The organism is Ruegeria sp. YTSA108, from assembly GCF_059610185.1.
Window position 1 is genome coordinate 15,005 of sequence record NZ_JBXWND010000011.1, and the last position, 19,766, is coordinate 34,770.

16 protein-coding genes are annotated in these 19,766 nt (G+C 57.3%); 7 read left to right on the forward strand and 9 right to left on the reverse strand.

Annotation, left to right across the window (positions count from 1 at the left end; translation table 11 throughout):
- Window positions 1-100: 100 nt before the first annotated feature.
- The gene (locus AC2FHW_RS14990; protein ID WP_496822155.1) at window positions 101-2,473 is read left to right on the forward strand and encodes a type I restriction endonuclease subunit R; all 2,373 of its coding nucleotides are present in this window, start codon (window positions 101-103) and stop codon (window positions 2,471-2,473) included.
- Window positions 2,474-2,686: 213 nt separating this feature from the next.
- Here AC2FHW_RS14990 and gyrB read toward each other — a convergent pair whose 3' ends face one another.
- Window positions 2,687-5,104 carry a DNA topoisomerase (ATP-hydrolyzing) subunit B gene (gene gyrB, locus AC2FHW_RS14995; protein ID WP_142638216.1) on the reverse strand — a complete coding sequence of 806 codons (2,418 nt, stop codon included), beginning with the start codon at window positions 5,102-5,104 and terminating at the stop codon, window positions 2,687-2,689.
- A 101-nt stretch (window positions 5,105-5,205) separates the two neighbouring features.
- Window positions 5,206-5,778 (reverse strand): TetR/AcrR family transcriptional regulator, encoded by a 573-nt coding sequence (locus AC2FHW_RS15000; RefSeq protein ID WP_496822187.1) that lies wholly within the window; start codon window positions 5,776-5,778, stop codon window positions 5,206-5,208.
- Between the two features lie 99 nt (window positions 5,779-5,877).
- On the opposite strand from AC2FHW_RS15000, the gene AC2FHW_RS15005 reads away from it, so the two are divergent.
- On the forward strand, window positions 5,878-6,444 hold the full coding sequence (locus tag AC2FHW_RS15005) for a carboxymuconolactone decarboxylase family protein (RefSeq protein ID WP_496678606.1): 567 nt from the start codon (window positions 5,878-5,880) through the stop codon (window positions 6,442-6,444).
- On the opposite strand, the gene recF is transcribed toward AC2FHW_RS15005, so the two are convergent.
- The 6 genes from recF to mutM all read right to left on the reverse strand — a co-directional run bounded on the left by recF (window position 6,441) and on the right by mutM (window position 13,043).
- Window positions 6,441-7,535, reverse strand: a complete 1,095-nt coding sequence (gene recF, locus AC2FHW_RS15010) for a DNA replication/repair protein RecF (protein ID WP_496814135.1) — start codon at window positions 7,533-7,535, stop codon at window positions 6,441-6,443. The two genes, AC2FHW_RS15005 and recF, sit on opposite strands and share 4 nt — an antisense overlap.
- Before the next feature lie 39 nt (window positions 7,536-7,574).
- Window positions 7,575-8,696 (reverse strand): DNA polymerase III subunit beta, encoded by a 1,122-nt coding sequence (dnaN, locus tag AC2FHW_RS15015; protein WP_271950744.1) that lies wholly within the window; start codon window positions 8,694-8,696, stop codon window positions 7,575-7,577.
- Between the two features lie 227 nt (window positions 8,697-8,923).
- The gene (dnaA, locus tag AC2FHW_RS15020; RefSeq protein ID WP_142638224.1) at window positions 8,924-10,309 is read right to left on the reverse strand and encodes a chromosomal replication initiator protein DnaA; all 1,386 of its coding nucleotides are present in this window, start codon (window positions 10,307-10,309) and stop codon (window positions 8,924-8,926) included.
- Between the two features lie 549 nt (window positions 10,310-10,858).
- Window positions 10,859-11,122, reverse strand: a complete 264-nt coding sequence (gene rpsT, locus AC2FHW_RS15025; protein ID WP_142638226.1) for a 30S ribosomal protein S20 — start codon at window positions 11,120-11,122, stop codon at window positions 10,859-10,861.
- 227 nt (window positions 11,123-11,349) lie between these two features.
- A complete protein-coding gene (acuK, locus tag AC2FHW_RS15030; protein WP_142638228.1) occupies window positions 11,350-12,126 on the reverse strand; it encodes an acryloyl-CoA hydratase in 777 nt (258 codons plus the stop codon).
- 65 nt (window positions 12,127-12,191) lie between these two features.
- Window positions 12,192-13,043: a bifunctional DNA-formamidopyrimidine glycosylase/DNA-(apurinic or apyrimidinic site) lyase gene (gene mutM, locus AC2FHW_RS15035; RefSeq protein ID WP_142638230.1), complete on the reverse strand. Its 852-nt coding sequence runs from the start codon at window positions 13,041-13,043 to the stop codon at window positions 12,192-12,194.
- Between the two features lie 86 nt (window positions 13,044-13,129).
- Here mutM and ubiE point away from each other — a divergent pair, with 86 nt between their 5' ends.
- Both ubiE and ubiB read left to right on the forward strand, forming a co-directional pair.
- Window positions 13,130-13,882, forward strand: a complete 753-nt coding sequence (gene ubiE / locus AC2FHW_RS15040; protein ID WP_142638232.1) for a bifunctional demethylmenaquinone methyltransferase/2-methoxy-6-polyprenyl-1,4-benzoquinol methylase UbiE — start codon at window positions 13,130-13,132, stop codon at window positions 13,880-13,882.
- The gene (gene ubiB, locus AC2FHW_RS15045; RefSeq protein ID WP_496822157.1) at window positions 13,882-15,411 is read left to right on the forward strand and encodes a 2-polyprenylphenol 6-hydroxylase; all 1,530 of its coding nucleotides are present in this window, start codon (window positions 13,882-13,884) and stop codon (window positions 15,409-15,411) included. The genes ubiE and ubiB overlap by 1 nt, the downstream gene beginning before the upstream one ends.
- A gap of 97 nt (window positions 15,412-15,508) precedes the next feature.
- Here the strand turns inward: ubiB and AC2FHW_RS15050 are convergent, their stop codons facing one another.
- Window positions 15,509-16,684, reverse strand: a complete 1,176-nt coding sequence (locus tag AC2FHW_RS15050; protein ID WP_281973592.1) for an acetyl-CoA C-acyltransferase family protein — start codon at window positions 16,682-16,684, stop codon at window positions 15,509-15,511.
- Between the two features lie 118 nt (window positions 16,685-16,802).
- On the opposite strand from AC2FHW_RS15050, the gene AC2FHW_RS15055 reads away from it, so the two are divergent.
- From AC2FHW_RS15055 to tdh, 3 genes are all read left to right on the forward strand, one after another.
- Window positions 16,803-17,366 (forward strand): helix-turn-helix domain-containing protein, encoded by a 564-nt coding sequence (locus AC2FHW_RS15055; protein ID WP_271950762.1) that lies wholly within the window; start codon window positions 16,803-16,805, stop codon window positions 17,364-17,366.
- 110 nt (window positions 17,367-17,476) lie between these two features.
- On the forward strand, window positions 17,477-18,661 hold the full coding sequence (locus AC2FHW_RS15060; protein ID WP_281973591.1) for a glycine C-acetyltransferase: 1,185 nt from the start codon (window positions 17,477-17,479) through the stop codon (window positions 18,659-18,661).
- 14 nt (window positions 18,662-18,675) lie between these two features.
- Window positions 18,676-19,704 (forward strand): L-threonine 3-dehydrogenase, encoded by a 1,029-nt coding sequence (tdh, locus tag AC2FHW_RS15065; protein WP_496678619.1) that lies wholly within the window; start codon window positions 18,676-18,678, stop codon window positions 19,702-19,704.
- Window positions 19,705-19,766: the final 62 nt, after the last annotated feature.

A 19,766-nucleotide genomic window follows, 5' to 3' on the forward strand; every position in this document is an offset into this window, starting at 1 on the left:
AACGGCGGGCCACTTCAGAGGGGAGGATCACCACCGTGAGCCGCTGTTCGAATTTGGTCGCTGTCTGGTGCATTTCGCCGTGGATACCCATGATGTGTCGATGGCCACCAAGCTGGCAGGTAAGAGCACATTCTTCCTGCCGTTCAACAAAGGTGATGGCCACGGCAAGGGCAACCCGATCAACCCAACGGGCCACAAGACCGCATACCTTTGGGAAGAGGTGCTGGAGAAGCGATCCCTCACCAACATCATCGAGCACTTTGCTAAGATGGTGGAAGAAGAGAACAAGGAGACCGGCAAGAAGACCAAGACCCTCTTCTTCCCTCGTTACCACCAGTTGGACGTGGTGCGGCAGGTGCTGAACGATGTGAAATCCAATGGCGTTGGTCAGCGGTATCTGATCCAGCACTCTGCGGGATCGGGTAAGTCGAACTCCATCACCTGGCTCGGGTATCAGTTGATCGAGACCTATAATGCCGATGGCACTGCCAACATCTTCGATAGCGTGATTGTCGTCACAGACCGGCGGGTACTGGACAAGCAGTTGAAGGACAACATCCGGGCGTTCTCAGAGGTGAAGAACGTCGTCGCCCACGCCTACGACTCGGCTGAGTTGAAAAAAGCGCTAGAGAACGGCAAGAAGCTGATCATCACCACGATCCAGAAATTCCCTTGGATTTTAGATGGCATCGCCGATCTCTCCGACCGTAAGTTCGCGGTGATCATCGACGAGGCCCATTCCTCCCAATCCGGGAGTGCCGCTGACAAGATGAACGAAGCAATCAGCGGTGGTGGTGACGAGGAAGAGCCAGAAGACCTGCAAGACAAAATCCTGGTGGCCATGGCCCGCCGGAAGATGGGCAACAATGCCTCGTTTTTTGCCTTCACGGCTACACCTAAGAACACCACCCTGGAACGATTTGGTCGGCAGAACGCCGAGGGAAAGTTCGTACCGTTCCATCTGTATTCGATGAAGCAGGCAATTGAGGAACAGTTCATCCTCGATGTGCTGAAGAACTACACAACCTACAAGAGCTACTATGAGCTTCAGAAATCCATCGAGGACAACCCGGAGTTCAACACCAAGAAAGCCCAAGGGAAGCTGCGGGCCTATGTCGAGGCACATCCTGACACGATCAAGACCAAAGCTGCGATTATGCTCGACCATTTCCGCGACAACGTGGTTCGGCCCAAGAAGCTGAAGGGCAAGGCACGGGCCATGGTGGTCACCCGCAACATCGAGTCTGCCATTCGGTACTTCCTGGCGATCAGAGAGGCCCTGAATGCCGCAGGGAGCCCCTACAAGGCCGTGGTGGCCTTTACCGGCAAGAAGCTGGTGGATGGCGTGGAGCACACTGAGGACAGCCTGAACGGCTTCCCAGGCAACGATATCGCCAAAAAGTTCAAAGACGACGAGTACCGCATCCTTGTCGTGGCCAACAAGTTCCTGACGGGCTTTGATGAGCCGATGCTCACCACCATGTATGTGGACAAGAAATTGCAGGGCGTATTGGCGGTACAGGCCCTGTCACGGCTCAACCGGTCCAACAAAAAGCTGGGTAAGGAAGAGACCTTCATCCTCGATTTCCACAACACGGTTGAGGACATCAAGGATGCGTTCGATCCGTTCTACACCTCAACGGCCTTGAGCCAGCCGACCGACGTGAACGTCCTGCATGATCTGAAGGATCACCTTGATGACACGGGCATCTATGAGTGGGACGAAGTCGTTCAGTTCAATGAATTATTCTTTGAGGGTGTCGAGGCGGATCAGTTATCGCCGATCCTTGATACTGCGGCTGGCCGGTTTGATGAACTTGAAGATGACGAGAAGATCGACATCAAGATCAAGGCCAAACAGTTCGTGAAAATCTACGCCCAGGTGGCCTGCATCATCCCGTTTGAAAATGCGGACTGGGAGATGTTGCACTGGTTCCTGAAGTTCCTCATCCCTGAAATGAAGGTCAAAGACAAAGATCAGGATGAAATTGATGGTCTCATGGAGAGTGTCGATCTAACTACCTACGGTCTGGAACGGGTGAAGATTGGTCATACTATCGGCCTGGATGACTCTGGCAGTGAGATTGTTCCGCCAAATCCAAATCCCCGAGGTGGTCACGATGACCCAGAAAAAGACCCTTTAGACATGATCGTAGCCGCCTTCAACGAACGCTATTTCAATGGTTGGGATGCGACACCGGAGGAGCAAAGAATCAAGCTGATCAACATCCTCAACCACGCAATGAGCGACCCTGCATTTCAGAACAAGGTTGTATCCAACCCTGACGAACAAAACCGACGCATCGCCAGTGAAGCACTATTTGAAAAAGCAATGCGCAACGAACGTCGGCGAGAAATCGACCTTTACAAGAAGTACGCCTCAGATGACGATTTCAAATCAGGTCTTCACGAAGCTCTCATGCGCATGATGGAACAGGTTCTAAAGTCAGGAGACCACAGACCTGTAGGATAAACCTAGTGGTCTGTTGCGCTCACCAATGCGCAAAGCCCACCGGAAGCACACACCTGCAACTCTATCCTTGCTTTAAGTTTAGAACTCAAGGCTCACCCAATAGAAGAAATGGCGTCGGCATTATGCACTTCTGAGTTGAAATCGCGCAAACTAATGCGCAAATCATGCAAACTTATGGGGTTCGTGCAGGTTTGTGCGCGTCCCTACAAAAATTCAGAAGTCCAGATTTTCGACGCTCAGAGCATTTTTCTGTATGAATTCACGGCGCGGTTCCACGACATCACCCATCAATTTAGTAAACAGGTCATCAGCTTCGAGCATATCATTCACCCGCACCTGCAACAGCGTCCGTGCATCCGGGTCCAACGTGGTTTCCCACAGCTGATCTGGGTTCATCTCGCCCAGTCCCTTATAGCGCTGCAGGGACAGGCCCTTTTCACCCTCTTCCAGAATGGCACGCAACAGATCCAGCGGACCGTGGATGGCCTGCGACCGGTCGCGGCGGATCAGGGTTGCGGATGTGTTATAGATCTCCTGCAGGCTTTGGGTAAAGCTGCCGGTCTTGCGCGCTTCGCCCGAGCGCAGCATCGGGCCGTCCAGCGTACGCACCTCTTCAACGCCGCGCAGAATACGAGCCAGGCGGATGCCGTGATCCTGCGTGATCCGACCCTGCCAGCCACGTTCGTATTCCAATGCGATCAGGTCAAGACGGGCTGCGACCTTGTCGGCCACGCCTTGCAGATCGGCATCAACCGCACCGGGGACAAAGGCACCGGCCACGGCGGCCTGTTCCAAAATGTGGCGCGGATAGTGCGTCGGGAATGCATCCAGAACGCGTTTCAGCTGGCGCGCTTCGTCAACCACGCGCGCCAAGTCCTGGCCGGACAATTCCTCGCCCGAACCCAGTTTCAGCACCGCACCCTCGACGCCCTGATTGATCAGGTAGTCATCCAATGCCGCCTGATCTTTCAGATACACCTCGGACTTACCGCGCGCGACCTTATAAAGCGGCGGCTGCGCGATATACAGGTATCCGCCCTCGATCAGCTCTGGCATCTGCCGGAAGAAGAAGGTCAACAACAGCGTCCGGATATGTGCACCATCCACATCCGCATCCGTCATGATAACGATCTTGTGGTAGCGCAGCTTTTCGATATTGAACTCATCGCGGCCAATGCCCGTGCCCAGCGCCATTACCAGATTGCCGATTTCCTGGCTCGACAGCATCCGGTCGAACCGTGCACGCTCCACGTTCAGGATTTTCCCACGCAGCGGCAACACGGCCTGTGTCAAACGATCCCGCCCCGTCTGAGCCGAGCCACCAGCCGAGTCCCCCTCGACCAGGAAAACTTCGGTCTTTGACGGGTCCTTCTCGGAACAATCCTTCAGCTTGCCAGCCAGATAGTTCACATCCATCGCCGTTTTGCGGCGGGTCAGTTCACGGGCTTTTCGTGCGGCTTCACGGGCCAGAGCAGCCTCGATGATTTTGCCCACGATGATTTTGGCTTCATTTGGGTTTTCCTCAAACCATTCAGCCAGCTTCTCGTTCACCATCCCTTCGACCGCCGGGCGGACCTCGGAACTGACCAGCTTGTCTTTGGTCTGTGAGGAAAACTTTGGATCCGGTACTTTGACCGACAACACGCAGGTCAGGCCCTCGCGCGCGTCATCGCCCGTAAAGCTGACCTTTTCCCTTTTCGCAATGCCGCTAGATTGGGCATAGTTGTTGATCGTGCGGGTCAGCGCACCCCGGAAACCCGCAATATGAGTACCGCCATCGCGCTGAGGGATGTTGTTGGTAAAGGGAAGAACTGACTCGTGATAGCTGTCATTCCACCACATCGCGATTTCGACACCGATATCGTCCCGCTCACCCTTGATATAGATCGGCTCGGGCATGGCAGACGACTTTGATCGATCGAGGTATTTGACGAATTCCTTCACGCCGCCCTCATAAAACAGCTCAGTTTCCAGCCGTTCTGCGGGGCGTTCGTCGACCAGGATGATCCGCACACCCGAATTCAGGAAGGCAAGCTCGCGCAGGCGCTTTTCCAGCGTCTCGAACGAGTATTCGAGGTTCGAGAACGTATCGGTCGAGGCCAGAAAGCGCACCTCGGTCCCCGTACGGTCGCCACATTCGCCGACCACTTTCAGATGCTCGACGGTTTCGCCCCCTTCGAACCGGGCGACATGTTCTTTTCCGTTGCGCCAGACGCGCAGTTCCAACCAGTTGGACAGCGCATTCACAACCGAAACGCCCACGCCGTGCAGACCACCAGACACTTTGTACGAGTTGCTGTCGAACTTACCGCCCGCATGCAGCTGGGTCATGATGACCTCGGCGGCGGACACGCCTTCTTCGTGATGGATATCCACCGGAATTCCACGACCGTTGTCGCTGACTGAGACGCTGGAATCGGCGTGAATTTTCACTGTCACATGGTCGGCATGACCGGCCAGAGCTTCGTCAATTCCGTTGTCGACAACCTCATACACCATATGGTGCAGACCCGAGCCATCATCGGTGTCGCCGATATACATGCCTGGGCGCTTTCGAACTGCCTCTAAGCCTTTGAGAACCTTGATTGAATCCGCGCCGTATTCTTGCGGTGCCTGTGCGTCTTCGGACATGCCGTTAGTACCTATATTATTTTGGTAACTTATACGTTCTCTGGTGGGGAATGTCACGCGATCCCCCAATATTTTGTGCCAGAGTTTGGATTTTCAGCCGATCAAAGCTGATCGAGGTCTGCGGCGATATCTGCGGCGATTTCCTTGGCGTCGACGTCTCTGCGTTCAGCGGACAATCGCAGGCCCAATAGGTCGGATTGATAGCGCGCAGCAAGCCGCTCTGGATCGTGGTCAGGACCGATCTCTCGGGCCTGTTGCGCCTGTCTAAACAGCGTTGCAAAACATTGCTTCATCTCAGCCATATGCCGGCTGGCTTTCTGCGCTAGCTGGTGATCCCTTGCCTGCAATTCGGCAAAGGTCTTGGCGAGCATACAGGCCTGCACCGGCGTTTGGCTGGAATCGATCACAATCTGCGGCTGCGTCTTTAAAGCGGCCAGCGGCCCGATGTCTTCTGCCAGCGCTGTCAGCCGCGCTACTCCGTCCTGCGTGTAGCGTTCCAGCGCCAGCGCATAAAGCGCGTCTTTCGACCCAAAGGCCGCATAGAAGCTGCCCGGTTTCAACTTCAGCTCGCGCTCCAGATCCTTCAACGACGTCCCGGCCCAGCCGTGGCGCCAGAATATGTCGCGGGCCCGGGCGATCAGCGCGTCTCGGTCATAGGTAGGTTTGCGGGGCATCGACATCACCAATTCTTGAACGGTCACTCAAATATATACTTGAGTGATCACTCAAGAAAGACTATTTCCCACTCAGACATCAAAAAATGGAGCATCCACATGGCCGATTTCCCATCCCACGACCTGACCACCGCGCCCGAAGCATCCAAACCTTTGCTGGAAAAATCTCAGGCCGCGTTTGGCCGCCTGCCCGGCCTGCATAAGGTGATGGCCGAAAGCCCGCAGCATCTGGAAGGCTATCAGGTTCTTCACGGTCTCTTCATGCAGACCGATTTCGACAATGACGAAAAAACCGTCGTCTGGCAGACCATCAATGTCGAGAACGAGTGCCACTATTGCGTGCCGGCCCATACCGGCATCGCCAAGATGATGAAGGTATCGGATGACATCACCGAAGCGCTGCGCAACGAAACCGCGCTGCCCAATGCCAAGCTCGAGGCGCTGCGGACATTTACGCTGCAGATGATGCAGACCCGTGGCAATCCCACCGAGGCGCAGCTGCAAGCCTTCTTTGACGCTGGCTATTCGCACCGCGCCGTGTTGGACGTGGTGCTGGGCCTGGCGCAGAAAACCATGTCGAACTACGTCAACCACATGGCACAGACCCCAGTTGACGAAGTAATGCGCGGCTTCTTGTGGGAACGTAAGGTCAGCGAACCGGCCTAATCGACGACCGATCCCTCATCGCCTTCGGTGACAACCAGGGTCTGGGCCCGGTCCCCTAATTCCGAAAACAGCTCAGGCCCTGTGCCCGTCATCCAGGCCTGAGCGCCCAGCGCGCAAATCTCATCATAGAGCGCGGCGCGGCGCCCGGCATCCAGATGGGCCGCGACCTCATCCAGCAACACAATCGGCGGTGCCCCGATCATCCCGGCCAAAGCGCGCGCGTTGGACAGGATCAGCGAGACCAGCAGCGCCTTTTGCTCACCGGTCGAGCAATCCTTGGCCGGAACGCCCTTGGCGGCAAAGACGCCGTACAGGTCAGACCGGTGTGGCCCGACCAGTGTGCGCCCCGCCGCCAGATCGCGAAAGCGGCTTTCATTCAGCGCCTCACGCAGATCATCCGCCGTTTCCGGCATGGCGCCTTCGGTTTGAACCAGTTCAAGAACAGCCGATGGAAAACCCGTTTCGGCCTGGTCCTGTGCTGCACGCAGATGATCCAGCGCGGCTACTCGTGCCAAATGAATGCGGTGTCCGGTCTCGGCCATCTGCCCTTCCAGCGCCGCGTACCAATGGGCATCGCGCACCTGCTCTTTCAGCAGCCGGTTTCGTTCGCGCATGGATTTTTCATAAATCAGCGATGCTTCGGCATGGGAGGGATCAAAGCTCAGCGCGATGCGATCCAGAAACCGCCGCCGCCCCTCGGCGCCTTCAATCCACAGCCGGTCCATCGACGGGATCAGCCAGACGACCCGCGCCAGTTTGCCCAGATCGATCTGACTGGCGGATTTGCCATCTATCCGAACCTGCCGCGCTGCGCCGCCTTCGGACCATGTCTCGATCTCGTAGTGCTGTCCCTGCGCTTGCAGCAGACCGGATAGCTTCCAGCCCAGCGCCTCGGGGCGACGCGTCATCTCGGCAGCACTGGCCCGCCGCATGCCACGGCCGGGTGAAAACATCGAAACAGCTTCAAGGATATTGGTCTTACCCGCGCCGTTGGGTCCGTGAATGGCAACCGGGCGGCCATCCAGCGACAGGCGCGCCAGTTTGTGAGAGCGAAAATGCGAGACCGTCAGTTCGGTCAGGGCCAAGGTCATGACCCCTCTCTTTCCTCAGCGATCAGCCCCCAAAGCCGATCAGACACGCATCGGCATGACCACATAGACCGCGCTCAGGTCATTGCCTTCGCGCATCAAGGTCGGATCACCAGCGGAGTTGAACAGGAACACCGCGTTTTCGCGATCCACCTGAGAGGCAATCTCCAGCAGGTATTTTGCGTTGAAACCGATCTCGAGCCGTTCATCTGAATAAGCGACGGCCAGCTCTTCTTCGGCGGCACCGCTGTCCGGGGCATTGACCGAAAGAACCAGTTTATCCGTATCCAGCTGCAGCTTGACCGCGCGCGAACGTTCAGACGAGACCGTCGCAACCCGGTCGACGGCCTGCGCAAACTCAGCCGCATCCACTTCCAGTTGCCGTGTGTTGCCCTGCGGGATGACCCGTGTGTAGTCGGGGAATGTGCCGTCGATCACCTTCGAGGTCAGCGTGATATCCGGCGTTGCGAAACGCACCTTGGTTTCGCTGACGGAAACGGCGATATCCATCTCGTCATCGTCCAACAGCTTGCGCATCTCACCCACGGTTTTGCGTGGCACGATCACGCCGGGCATATCCGCAGCCCCATCCGGAAGGTCTGCGTCAATGCGCGCCAGACGGTGACCATCGGTGGCCACACAGCGCAGCACCTTGCCGCCTTCGGAGCCATCTGAAACATGCATATAGACGCCATTCAGATAGTACCGCGTCTCTTCGGTTGAGATGGCGAATTTCGATTTGTCGAACAAACGGCGCAGCAATGCTGCCGAAGCCGTAAAGTTCGACTGGTATTCCGATGAGGCCATAACCGGGAAATCTTCTTTCGGCAGAGTCGCCAGAGAGAAGTTCGATCGCCCGGCTTCAACCGTCAGGCGACCCGCCGCACTGTCGGCGGTCAGGGTGACCAACGCGCCATCGGGCAGTTTGCGCACAATCTCGTGCAGGGTTGTGGCGGCAACCGTGGTGGCGCCGGCCTTTTCCACCTGCGCAGGGGCCTTGTCGACCACTTCGATATCCAGATCGGTGGCGCGGAACATGGCCTGATCGCCTTCGGCCTCGATCAGAACATTAGCAAGTATAGGGATCGTGTTGCGTCGTTCGACGACGGATTGGGCCTGGGAAACGGCCTTGAGAAGGGTGCCGCGTTCGATGCTGATCTTCATACCCTTAATTCCTCTGACTTGCGTGCCGAAAATGGGCGGGACTGGCACGTTAGCGCCTCCGCCCTGAGGCACAAGGATTTTTTATGGATTTCTGAGTCGGTTTGCCCGCAGGGTCAAGAGGCGCGTGACCCTGCGGTCACAGTTCATAGCCAACCGTGGACTATTGCGCACAAAAAAACGCCCCGGCCATCAGGATCCGGGGCGCCTGTTTAATGCCTAGAAGATACTCAGGCTTCCAGCGCGCGACGCAGCATTTCCACGTCTTCGGCGATTTGGCCATCGGTTGTCTTCAGTTCTTCGATGCGTTTGACGCCATGCATGACCGTGGTGTGATCGCGTCCGCCAAACCGCCGGCCAATCTCGGGCAAAGAGCGGCTGGTCAGCTGTTTGCACAGATACATCGCCACCTGACGCGGGCGCGCATAGGAGCGCAACCGCTTGGGGCCTATAATGTCGCTAAGGCGGATATTGTAATATTCTGACACTTTGCGCTGAATCTCTTCGACGGTAATCTTGCGTTCTGACGCGCGCAGCACGTCCGCCAGGCAATCCTGCGTCAGCTCCATGTCGATCTCGCGCCCGACAAGCGAGGCAAAGGCAAACAGCCGGGTCAAGGCCCCTTCCAAAACACGCACATTGGTCGAGATGCGATGGGCCAGGAATTCCAGCACCCCATCTACGATAGTCACGTCAGGATAGGTGCGGCTGTATTGCTGAACCTTGGTTTGCAAGATGCCCAGACGCAGTTCGTAATCAGTGGGATGCAGATCGACGACCAGACCACATTGCAGGCGTGATTTCACACGGTCCTCCAGGTCCTTGATCTCGCCCGGGGCGCGGTCGGCTGAGATGATGATCTGTTTGTTCTGGTCTACCAGCGCGTTGAACGTGTGAAAGAACTCTTCCTGAGTCGAATCCTTTCCAGCGATAAACTGGACGTCATCAACCATCAGCACATCGACCGAACGGAACAGGTGTTTGAAGTCCATCATCCGGCGTTCCCGCAGCGCCTGCACAAAGCGGTACATGAACTGTTCCGCCGACAGGTACAGAACATTCAATTCGGGATGTTTAGTCTTTAGTTCCCAGGCGATGGCATGCATCAGGTGGGTTTTACCCAAGCCGACACCGCCATACAGAACCAGCGGGTTAAAAGTCACGGGGCCACCTTCGGACACACGACGCGCGGCGGCATGGGCCAGCTCGTTGGGCTTGCCGACCACAAAGCTGTCAAACGTGAAACGAGAATCCAACGGCGCCGCCTGCAGGGATTCCAACGCATCATTCGCGGTCGCGGATAAAGTCTGCGTTTGCGCCTCCTGAACGCGGGCAGGCGCAGTTGCCACGTCGTTCGAAGGACGTACCGGAGAGTTCGCTGCCACTCGGAACGCAAGGCGCTGTACAGATTCTCCGGCGGTGTTCATCTCATACAGGATAAGATCCGCAAAATTCTGGCTCACATAATTGCCCATAAAGTTCGTCGGAACCGAGAACACCGCTACACCGTCCTGCAGCTCTTGGAATTCAAGAGGCTCGATCCAGGTGGTATAGTTGTTCTTTCCGATCGCCTTGAGCAGTTTGTTACGCAGTAGTCCCCATTTCTCTTGTGTCATTAAGCGCCTCACGCATCCCATTCTTTATTGGCCTGTCGGCCTTATTACTAAGCCCCGGTCGCCCGGATCACGATGTCACTCGCAAAAGGATACCCTGTGCCAAACCGCAGAAGTTTGGCGGGTTTGTCCCTGAAAGCCAGCACAATCCAAACTCGTGACATCCAGCACCTGAATATCCCGAAAAGCGGCCTGCGCTTCGCAATCTTATCTTTAGACAGGGCTCGGATCCTCGGTTACCCCAAGACCCTCAGCAGATCAGCAAACCGGTTTATCCGGATGCCAACATTCGTTCCTCGACCGCTCTGATGCCCGTCAGTACAATCGCAGGAACAGCCTGTCCCCCCAAGCGAGTGAATCGCTGTATCAGTGGTAACAAGAGGCCGACGTCTGCGGCAACGAAACTCTGATATTGACTCGGGTCTTTGTGCGAAAGAATCTCTCGGCAACGTGAAGACGCGGTATTCTGGCAACAGCAAAAGGGCGCCGCGATATGCGACGCCCTTCGGAATAGTTCAGCCATGCTTACGTGACCCTAGGTCACATAAAGACTCAGCCCAGCGCTTTGACGCGGGCCGACAGACGGGACATTTTGCGGGAGGCTGTGTTCTTGTGGAAGACGCCTTTGGTGACGCCGCGCATCAGTTCGGGCTGAGCTGCGCGCAGAGCGGCAGTTGCTGCGTCCTTGTCACCGGATGCGATTGCTTCTTCTACTTTGCGCAGATAGGTGCGGATACGCGAACGACGCGCTTTGTTAACGGCGAAACGCTTTTCGTTCTGACGAGCGCGTTTTTTTGCCTGGGGCGAATTTGCCATGTGTCTCTGACCTTTGTTCGGTACGGTTATGTAGAATGCGCGCCGCGGATATCCGCACCGGATCAGAATCACGAGTGTGAGTCGGGCCAAGCGGGCCGCACGCGCATGTATAGCGGCGGTGCATAGACAAGTTTTGAGGCTTTGCCAAGCCGATTCTGTACTGCTGAACCGCGGGCAAGAAAAAGGCGGGCTCAGCCCGCCTGTTCGATACATATTTCGTGGCCGGTTTACTTGTCCCGGAACTGAGCCGAGCGTTTTTCCAGAAAGGCTGCCATGCCTTCTTTCTGGTCCTCGGTGGCGAACATCGAATGGAACACCCGGCGCTCGAACAACATACCTTCGCTCAACGGCACTTCATAGCTGCGGTTGACCGCCTCTTTTGCCGCCATGGTCGACAGTTGCGATTTCTCGGCAATTTTCTGGGCCACGCCAATGGCTTCTTCGATCAACTTCTTGGCCGGTACAATCCGGCTGACAAGACCAGAACGTTCAGCCTCTTCCGCGTCCATGAAGCGACCGGTCAGATTCATGTCCATCGATTTTGACTTGCCGACGAACCGGGTCAGACGTTGGCTGCCGCCCAGCCCAGCAATAACGCCCAGATTGATTTCAGGCTGGCCAAATTTGGCAGTATCGGCGGCAATGATGAAATCGCACAGCATCGCCAATTCACAGCCACCGCCCAGCGCATAACCCGCAACTGCTGCAATGATAGGTTTGCGGATGGCCGAGATACGATCGTTGGCCTCGGCAAACAGGTTGACAGTGAAGACGTCAACAAAGCTCATCTCGGACATTTCCTTGATGTCCGCACCTGCGGCAAAGGCCTTGTCCGAGCCTGTGATGACGACGCAGCGTACCTTGTCGTTTCCATCCGCCTCTTCCAACGCGGTGCACAATTCACCCAGCAACTGAGTGTTCAGCGCATTCATCGCATCGGGGCGGTTGAGTTTGATGAGGGCGACGTGGTCTTCGATTTCGACGATGATCGTCTCAAAAGCCATGAGTTAGAGCTTCCGGTTGTTCCGTTCAGGTACGATTCCTTACCACGCGAAAAACTTGGATCAAGCTATCTTTGGCATTGCACACAATAGAAGGATGAGCGACCGGACTGGGTGATTCTCTTGATTTCTGCCCCGCAACCCCCTGTCCGGCAGGGCGCACCCTCGCGCCCGTAGACATCAAAGCTGTGCTGAAAATATCCAAGTTCTCCATCGGCTTGCCGGAAATCCCGCAGCGACGATCCACCTGCCTCGATCGCCTCCTGCAGCACTTGACGGATGATCGGAACCAACGCGGCAATGCGGGTAGAAGAAATCTGTCCCGCTTTGCGACGTGGCGACACTCGACCCCGATACAGCGCTTCGCAGACGTAGATATTGCCCAGTCCTGCAACGATTCCCTGATCCAACAGCGCTGATTTGACCGGTGTGTTCTTGCCTTTGAACGCTTCGATCAGATGCTGTTCATGAAAATCATTGCCCAAAGGCTCCGGTCCCAGGACCGATAACAGCTTATGATGCTCGGCGGTTGCCGTAGGTAGCAGGTCCATCGCACCAAACCGACGTGGGTCATTGAAGGTGATCCGAGCACCATTGGCCATGTGGAACACTACATGGTCATGTTTCTCGGGCATGGGATGGGTATGCGCAAATTGGCCCAGCGGATCACCCGAGACCGTTATCCGCCCGGACATGCCCAGATGAATCAGTAACGTTTCGCCACTGCTAAGATCAGCTAGAATGTACTTGGACCGCCGCCGCAACCGATCGACCCGCTGGCCGGTCAGCCGTTCGGCCATCCGGTCAGGAAACGGCCAGCGCAAATCGGGGCGATTTACATCCGCCTGTTCGATCACGATACCTTCCATCGCCGGGGACAGGCCGCGTCTTACTGTCTCGACCTCGGGCAATTCGGGCATTTCCTGGCTCCTATTCCAAAGGGCCGCATTGTGCCCGGTTCTTATCGCCCTATAACAGAGGCGAAATTCGACAAACGGCAAGGCAAATGTCCGACAACAGCGACAAGACCACTCATTTCGGGTTCGAAACCGTGCGCGAGGCCGACAAGGCCGGGCGCGTGCAGGGCGTGTTCAACTCGGTCGCCTCAAAATACGATGTGATGAACGATGTCATGTCGATGGGCATTCACCGGATCTGGAAAGACGCAATGATGGACTGGTTGGCCCCGCGCCCAGGTCAGCGCCTGCTGGATGTGGCGGGCGGTACCGGCGATATCTCGTTCCGGTTCCTGAAACGCGCAGGCCGTGGCCATGCCACCGTTTTGGACCTGACCGAGCCGATGCTGATCGAAGGCCGACAGCGGGCCGAGGCGGATCAGATGTCGGACAGTCTGAATTGGGTGGTGGGCGATGCGATGGCCCTGCCGTTCGAGGATAACACCTTTGACGTCTACACGATCTCCTTCGGCATCCGAAACGTGACCCGTCCGCAAGAGGCATTGAACGAGGCCTACCGCGTTTTGAAACCCGGTGGCCGCTTGATGGTTTTGGAGTTCAGTCAGTTGCCCAATGACGGGCTGCAGAAACTCTATGACCTCTACAGTTTCAATGTCATCCCGCGCATGGGGAAGCTGATCGCCAATGATTATGACAGCTATCAGTATCTGGTCGAATCGATCCGTAATTTCCCGGATCAGGATACTTTCCTGAACATGGTCCGCACCGCCGGGTTCGACAACGCGAAATACCGTAACCTGACCATGGGCATTGCCGCGCTGCATTCCGGCTGGAAAATCTGATGCGCGGCCCTCACAATATCATCCGCTTGATCCGGACCGGCGCGACGCTGGAACGGACAGGTGCCATGAATGTCGTCCTGGACGCGTTCGAAGCACCACGTGCCTTGCGCGTTCTGGCCCACACCCTGGGCAAACCCTTTCAATGGCTGGGTTACAAAGGCGATCCGTCGATGCCCCCAGCCACCCGTGCCCTCACCGCCCTGGGACCTGCCTATATAAAATTCGGTCAGGTTCTGTCCACGCGGCCCGACGTGGTTGGAGACGAACTGGCAGAACAGCTACGCGTGCTGCAGGACAAACTGCCCCCGTTCTCCAAGGCCGAGGCCATGGCCGAGGTCGAGAAAGAGCTTGGTCAACCCGTCGTCGAGATATTCGATGAGTTCAGCGAGCCGATTGCGGCCGCCTCAATCGCTCAGGTCCACAAGGCCAAGCTGCGCAGCACTGGCGAGGATGTGGCCGTCAAAGTTCTGCGCCCCGGCATCGAACGCGCCTTCCGCAAAGATGTCGACGCATTCTATTTCGCCGCCCGCATCGTGCAACTCTTCGCCCCCAGCGCGCGCCGCCTGCGCCCGATGGAAGTGATCGAACATTTCGACGGCGTTGTCCGGGGTGAGCTGGACCTGCGTCTGGAAAGCTCAGCCGCCTCGGAATATGCCGCTAACACCAAGGACGATGCCGGATTCTGGTTGCCCCCCGTGGTCTGGTCCCTGTCGGCGCGTCGGGTAATGACTCTCAGCTGGGCAGATGGCATCCCGCTGGGCGACAATGGCGCACTGGATGCAGCCGGTCATGACCGCCGCGATCTGGCCGAACGCGTGCTGCGCCTGTTCCTGCTGCATGCTCTGCGCGACGGCTATTTCCACGCTGACATGCACCAGGGTAACCTGAAGGTCGCGGCAAATAGCGATATCATTGCCTATGACTATGGCATCATGGGCCATATCGACGAATACACGCGCCGGGTCTATGCCGAGATTCTCTTTGGCTTTATCCGCCGCGACTACAAACGCGTGGCCGAGGTTCATTTCGAGGCCGGATATGTCCCCGCCAACCAGGATGTCGACGAATTTGCCCGTGCCCTGCGCGCGGTTGGAGAGCCGATCTTTGGTATGAACGCCACCCATATCTCAATGGGACGGTTGCTCAGCTATCTGTTCGAAGTCACTGAACGCTTCGGCATGGAAACCCGTACCGAGCTGATCCTGCTTCAGCGTACAATGGTTGTGGTCGAAGGCGTCGCGCGCTCACTCGACCCGCAAATGAACATCTGGGAAGTCGCCCGGCCCGTGGTCGAAGACTATATCAAACAATCCATCGGCCCCCGCGCCGCACTTCGCGATCTTGGCAAAACAGCAATGGTTCTGGCCCGGTTTGGTCCGCGGCTTCCAGCACTGGTAGAAAACGCATTGATTTCCCAAACCCAAAAGGATGAGCCGACCCGGTCGCGCCTATGGTCCGTTGCCTTGCCCGCCACCATTGGTGCCGCTACCGGCGCGGCCGTCGTCCTATTGCTGACAAGCTTCAGCTAAACCCAATCCCGCCCGCTTCATCCGACCAAAAATACCTTCGGGGGAATTGCGCCACAGGCGCGATGGGGGCCAGACAGCCCCCCTGCTTGGTTCGGTTTCAGAGCAGCTCAAAGGCAATGGCAATGCCCTGACCGCCACCGATGCACATGGTGACCAAACCCTTGGACCCGCCCGTGCGCTCCAGCTCATACAGGGCTTTCAGCGTTATAATCGCACCGGTTGCACCCACCGGATGGCCCAGCGCAATCGCCCCGCCATTCGGGTTTACCTTGGCGGCATCCAAGCCCAGCTCTTTGTTCACGGCCAACGCTTGCGCGGCAAAGGCTTCGTTGCTTTCGATCACATCGAAATCACCCAGCGTCAGGCCCGTCCGCGCCATCAGGTTTTGCACCGCAGGAACCGGACCAATGCCCATCACCTCGGGGCGTACGCCTGCGTGGCCATAGCCCAGAATGCGTGCCTTGGGTTTCAAGCCGGCCTTCTCGGCCGCCTCCGCCGTGGCCAGTACCATCGCCGCCGCACCATCGTTGATGCCCGACGCGTTGCCTGCCGTCACCCGGCCATCCTTGCGGAAGGCAGGACGCAGCCCGGCCAGCGCCTCGGCGGATGTCTGTTTGGGATGCTCGTCGACCATGAAATCGACCATGTCGCGCTTGACCTTGACCTGAACCGGCGTGATCTGGCTTTGGAAATACCCCGCCTCCAGCGCAGCCGCCGCACGGGTTTGGCTGGCCATCGCGAATTCATCCATCTGCTCACGGGTGATCTGGTGCTCATCAGCAACGTTTTCGGCCGTAATACCCATATGGCCAGTGCCAAACGGGCAGTTCAACGCGCCCAGCATCATATCCATTGAGGTGACATCGCCCATCTTCGCGCCCCAGCGCGCCTGTGGCACGATATACGGACTCCGCGACATGCTTTCGGCGCCACCAGCTACAGCGAATTCGGCGTCGCCCAGCATCAGGGACTGTACCGCCGACACAATCGCCTGCGCACCGGACCCGCACAGACGGTTTACGTTCATCGCGGGCGTTTCAACGGGGATACCGGCCTGCTTGGCCGCGGCGCGTGACAGGTACATGTCGCGTGGTTCGGTATTAATGACATGACCGAACACCACATTGCCGATTTGCTCGGGCGCAACTCCAGATCGCTCCATCGCCGCTTCAGTCACAACGGTCGCCAGATCAATCGGCGCAGTTGAAGCCAAGGCGCCACCAAATGTGCCAATCGCGGTGCGCGCACCATCAAGAATGACGATATCTTTCATGTCTCTTCTCCTCGTGGATTTGCGGGCACTATGCATACAGCCATTGGAACTGTCCTATAGGACGTACCGTCACAAGCAGAATTGACATGAGGCCACCAAACGCGCATGAGATTCCGTCATGACGGAAAATTCAGACGATATCCTGACGCGCCTGCCCGCCCGCCTGAAAGAGGCCCGCCGCGCCAAAGGCCTGTCGCTGGAAGCTGTGGCCAATCTCAGCGGCGTGTCCCGATCCATGGTCAGCCAGATCGAACGCGGTGAAAGCAGCCCGACGATCTCGACCCTGTGGAACCTGACCCGCGCCCTGCAGGTGGATTTCGCTGGCCTGCTGGAAGAGGCCAATAACGCCGATCAGATTGAAACCCTGCGCAGCGACGAAGTGCCCAGCATCGACAATATGGGCCAGAATTGCCGCATCCGTATCCTCTCCCCGCCCGAAGAGGCCGGTGGCCACGAGGTCTACGATATCCGCTTTGACAGTGATGGCGCGCTGAACAGCCAACCACACGCCCGAGGCGCGCATGAACAGTTGACGGTACTTGAAGGTGCGGTGCGCGTCACCTCGGGCAGTGCCGTCAGCGAACTGAACCAGGGCGACACCGCGCGATACGCGGCCGACGTTCTGCACTCAATTACTGCCAAGAAGCCAGCAAGGGTGTTCCTGATCGTCAAAAACGCCTGACACCGGCGCATTTCCGCCTTTACGGAAATTTTTCCTTCATACTGTAATTCCCCTATTTGGGAATTTCATCCGTTATGTTAGACATGCGACTCAGTTGAACGGAGATCGCCATGTCAGATGCATTCCTGTCCCATGTCACCGACACCCTCGTGCAGATCGAAGCGGAGGGTCTGTACAAGCGTGAACGAATGATCACCTCGCCCCAGGGCGGCGAGATTACTGTGGGCGACAGGCAGGTCATCAATCTGTGCGCCAACAATTATCTGGGTCTGGCCGATCATCCGGCACTGATCGCCGCCGCCAAAGACGCGATGGAACCCAAAGGGTTCGGCATGGCCTCGGTCCGGTTTATTTGTGGCACACAGGACATTCACCGTGAGCTGGAACAGAAGCTGGCACAATTCCTGAATAAGGACGATGCGATCCTGTTTGCAGCCTGTTTTGATGCCAATGGAGGGCTGTTTGAGCCTTTGTTAGGGCCTGAAGATGCCATAATCTCGGACGGTCTGAACCATGCCTCAATCATCGACGGGGTACGGTTGTGCAAGGCCAAACGTTATCGTTATCTGAACAACGACATGAACGATCTGGAGGCCTGGCTGAAGCAGGCACGCGAGGACGGCGCGCGTCACATCATGATCGCGACAGACGGTGTGTTTTCGATGGATGGCTATCTGGCTAACTTGCCGAAAATCCGCGAACTGGCGGACAAATATGACGCCATTGTCATGGTCGATGACTGCCATGCCACCGGATTCATGGGTCCGAACGGGGCCGGTACACCGGATCATTTCGGTGTCGCTGTGGATATTCTGACGGGAACCTTGGGCAAGGCACTTGGGGGGGCAATCGGCGGTTATATCGCCGGGCCGCAGCCGGTGATCGACCTGCTGCGGCAGCGGGCGCGGCCCTATCTGTTCTCAAATTCGCTGCCGCCTTCAATCGTTGCTGCCGGGATCGAAGCCATCCGTCTGGTCGAAGAGGGCGACATGCTGCGCGCGCAACTGTTCAGCAACGCCAAATATTGGCGCGCGGGGTTGGAAAAGTTGGGTTTTGACCTTCTACCCGGCGAACACCCGATCATCCCGGTTATGCTGGGCGAAGCACAACTGGCGCAGGACGTGGCCGCAAAGCTGTTTGACGAAGGCGTTTATGTTTCGGGCTTTTTCTTCCCCGTCGTCCCGCGCGGTAAGGCACGGATCAGAACGCAGATGAATGCGGCGCTGACAAAGGATGAGCTGGACCGTGCGCTGGCCGCCTTTAGCAAGGTCGGCAAAGAGCTGGGGATCATCTGATGCGACCCAATACGATGAAAGCGCTGGAAAAATCCAAGCCCGAGGAGGGCTTGTGGATGGTGCAGGCCCCGGTCCCCGAAATCGACCCTGATGAAGTGCTGATCCGCATCAACAAGACCGGCATCTGCGGCACCGATATCCACATCTGGAACTGGGACGACTGGGCCGCCGCCACGGTGCCCACCCCGATGATCACCGGCCATGAATTTGCCGGTGAAATCGTTGAGATCGGGCGCAACGTGACCGGGCTTGAGATCGGCCAGCGCTGCTCCGGCGAGGGGCACCTGATCACAACCGACAGCCGCCAAAGCCGCGCTGGCAAGTTCCATCTGGATCCCGGCACGCGCGGAATCGGCGTCAACGAACAGGGTGCCTTTGCGCAATACCTGAAACTGCCTGCCTTCAACGTGGTGCCCCTGCCCGATGACATTCCCGACGAAATCGGAGCCATTCTCGACCCGTTGGGGAATGCTGTGCACACTGCACTCAGCTTTGATCTGCTGGGTGAGGATGTGCTGATCACCGGTGCAGGCCCCATCGGCATCATGGCCGCCGCCGTGGCCCGCCATGCAGGCGCGCGGCATGTGGTGATCACCGATATCAATCCGGACCGCTTGACGCTGGCTGCGCATGTTGTGCCAACATTGCGCCCTGTCGATGTGACCAAGGAAGATTTGCAGGACGTGATCGCCGAACTGGGCATGCAGCAGGGTTTTGACGTCGGGCTAGAGATGTCAGGTTCACAAATTGCACTGGACCAGATGGTCGAGGCACTGGTGATGGGCGGCAAGATCGCTCTGCTGGGCATCCCACCTGGAAAATCCCCCGTGGACTGGTCCCGCATCGTATTCAAGGCCATCACCATCAAAGGTGTCTATGGGCGCGAGATGTTCGAGACCTGGTATAAGATGATTGCCATGTTACAGAACGGTTTGGATGTCAGCCGAGTGATCACGCACCGTTTCAAGGTTGATGAATTTGCCAAGGGCTTTGGCGAGATGAAATCAGGTCGATCCGGCAAGGTTGTTCTGGATTGGACCTAACCCTCTGGCGTTAAACGGCTTCACCCCCTAAACAGGAGGGAACTCAGGTGTTTGGAGGCGCA

Bases quoted from the DNA above. Each gene is read 5' to 3' on its own strand.
- AC2FHW_RS14990 (WP_496822155.1), top strand. From the start codon at position 101: ATGGCCACCAAGCTGGCAGGTAAGAGCACATTCTTCCTGCCGTTCAAC.
- gyrB (WP_142638216.1), bottom strand. From the start codon at position 5,104: ATGTCCGAAGACGCACAGGCACCGCAAGAATACGGCGCGGATTCAATC.
- AC2FHW_RS15000 (WP_496822187.1), bottom strand. From the start codon at position 5,778: ATGCCCCGCAAACCTACCTATGACCGAGACGCGCTGATCGCCCGGGCC.
- AC2FHW_RS15005 (WP_496678606.1), top strand. From the start codon at position 5,878: ATGGCCGATTTCCCATCCCACGACCTGACCACCGCGCCCGAAGCATCC.
- recF (WP_496814135.1), bottom strand. From the start codon at position 7,535: ATGACCTTGGCCCTGACCGAACTGACGGTCTCGCATTTTCGCTCTCAC.
- dnaN (WP_271950744.1), bottom strand. From the start codon at position 8,696: ATGAAGATCAGCATCGAACGCGGCACCCTTCTCAAGGCCGTTTCCCAG.
- dnaA (WP_142638224.1), bottom strand. From the start codon at position 10,309: ATGACACAAGAGAAATGGGGACTACTGCGTAACAAACTGCTCAAGGCG.
- rpsT (WP_142638226.1), bottom strand. From the start codon at position 11,122: ATGGCAAATTCGCCCCAGGCAAAAAAACGCGCTCGTCAGAACGAAAAG.
- acuK (WP_142638228.1), bottom strand. From the start codon at position 12,126: ATGGCTTTTGAGACGATCATCGTCGAAATCGAAGACCACGTCGCCCTC.
- mutM (WP_142638230.1), bottom strand. From the start codon at position 13,043: ATGCCCGAATTGCCCGAGGTCGAGACAGTAAGACGCGGCCTGTCCCCG.
- ubiE (WP_142638232.1), top strand. From the start codon at position 13,130: ATGTCCGACAACAGCGACAAGACCACTCATTTCGGGTTCGAAACCGTG.
- ubiB (WP_496822157.1), top strand. From the start codon at position 13,882: ATGCGCGGCCCTCACAATATCATCCGCTTGATCCGGACCGGCGCGACG.
- AC2FHW_RS15050 (WP_281973592.1), bottom strand. From the start codon at position 16,684: ATGAAAGATATCGTCATTCTTGATGGTGCGCGCACCGCGATTGGCACA.
- AC2FHW_RS15055 (WP_271950762.1), top strand. From the start codon at position 16,803: ATGACGGAAAATTCAGACGATATCCTGACGCGCCTGCCCGCCCGCCTG.
- AC2FHW_RS15060 (WP_281973591.1), top strand. From the start codon at position 17,477: ATGTCAGATGCATTCCTGTCCCATGTCACCGACACCCTCGTGCAGATC.
- tdh (WP_496678619.1), top strand. From the start codon at position 18,676: ATGAAAGCGCTGGAAAAATCCAAGCCCGAGGAGGGCTTGTGGATGGTG.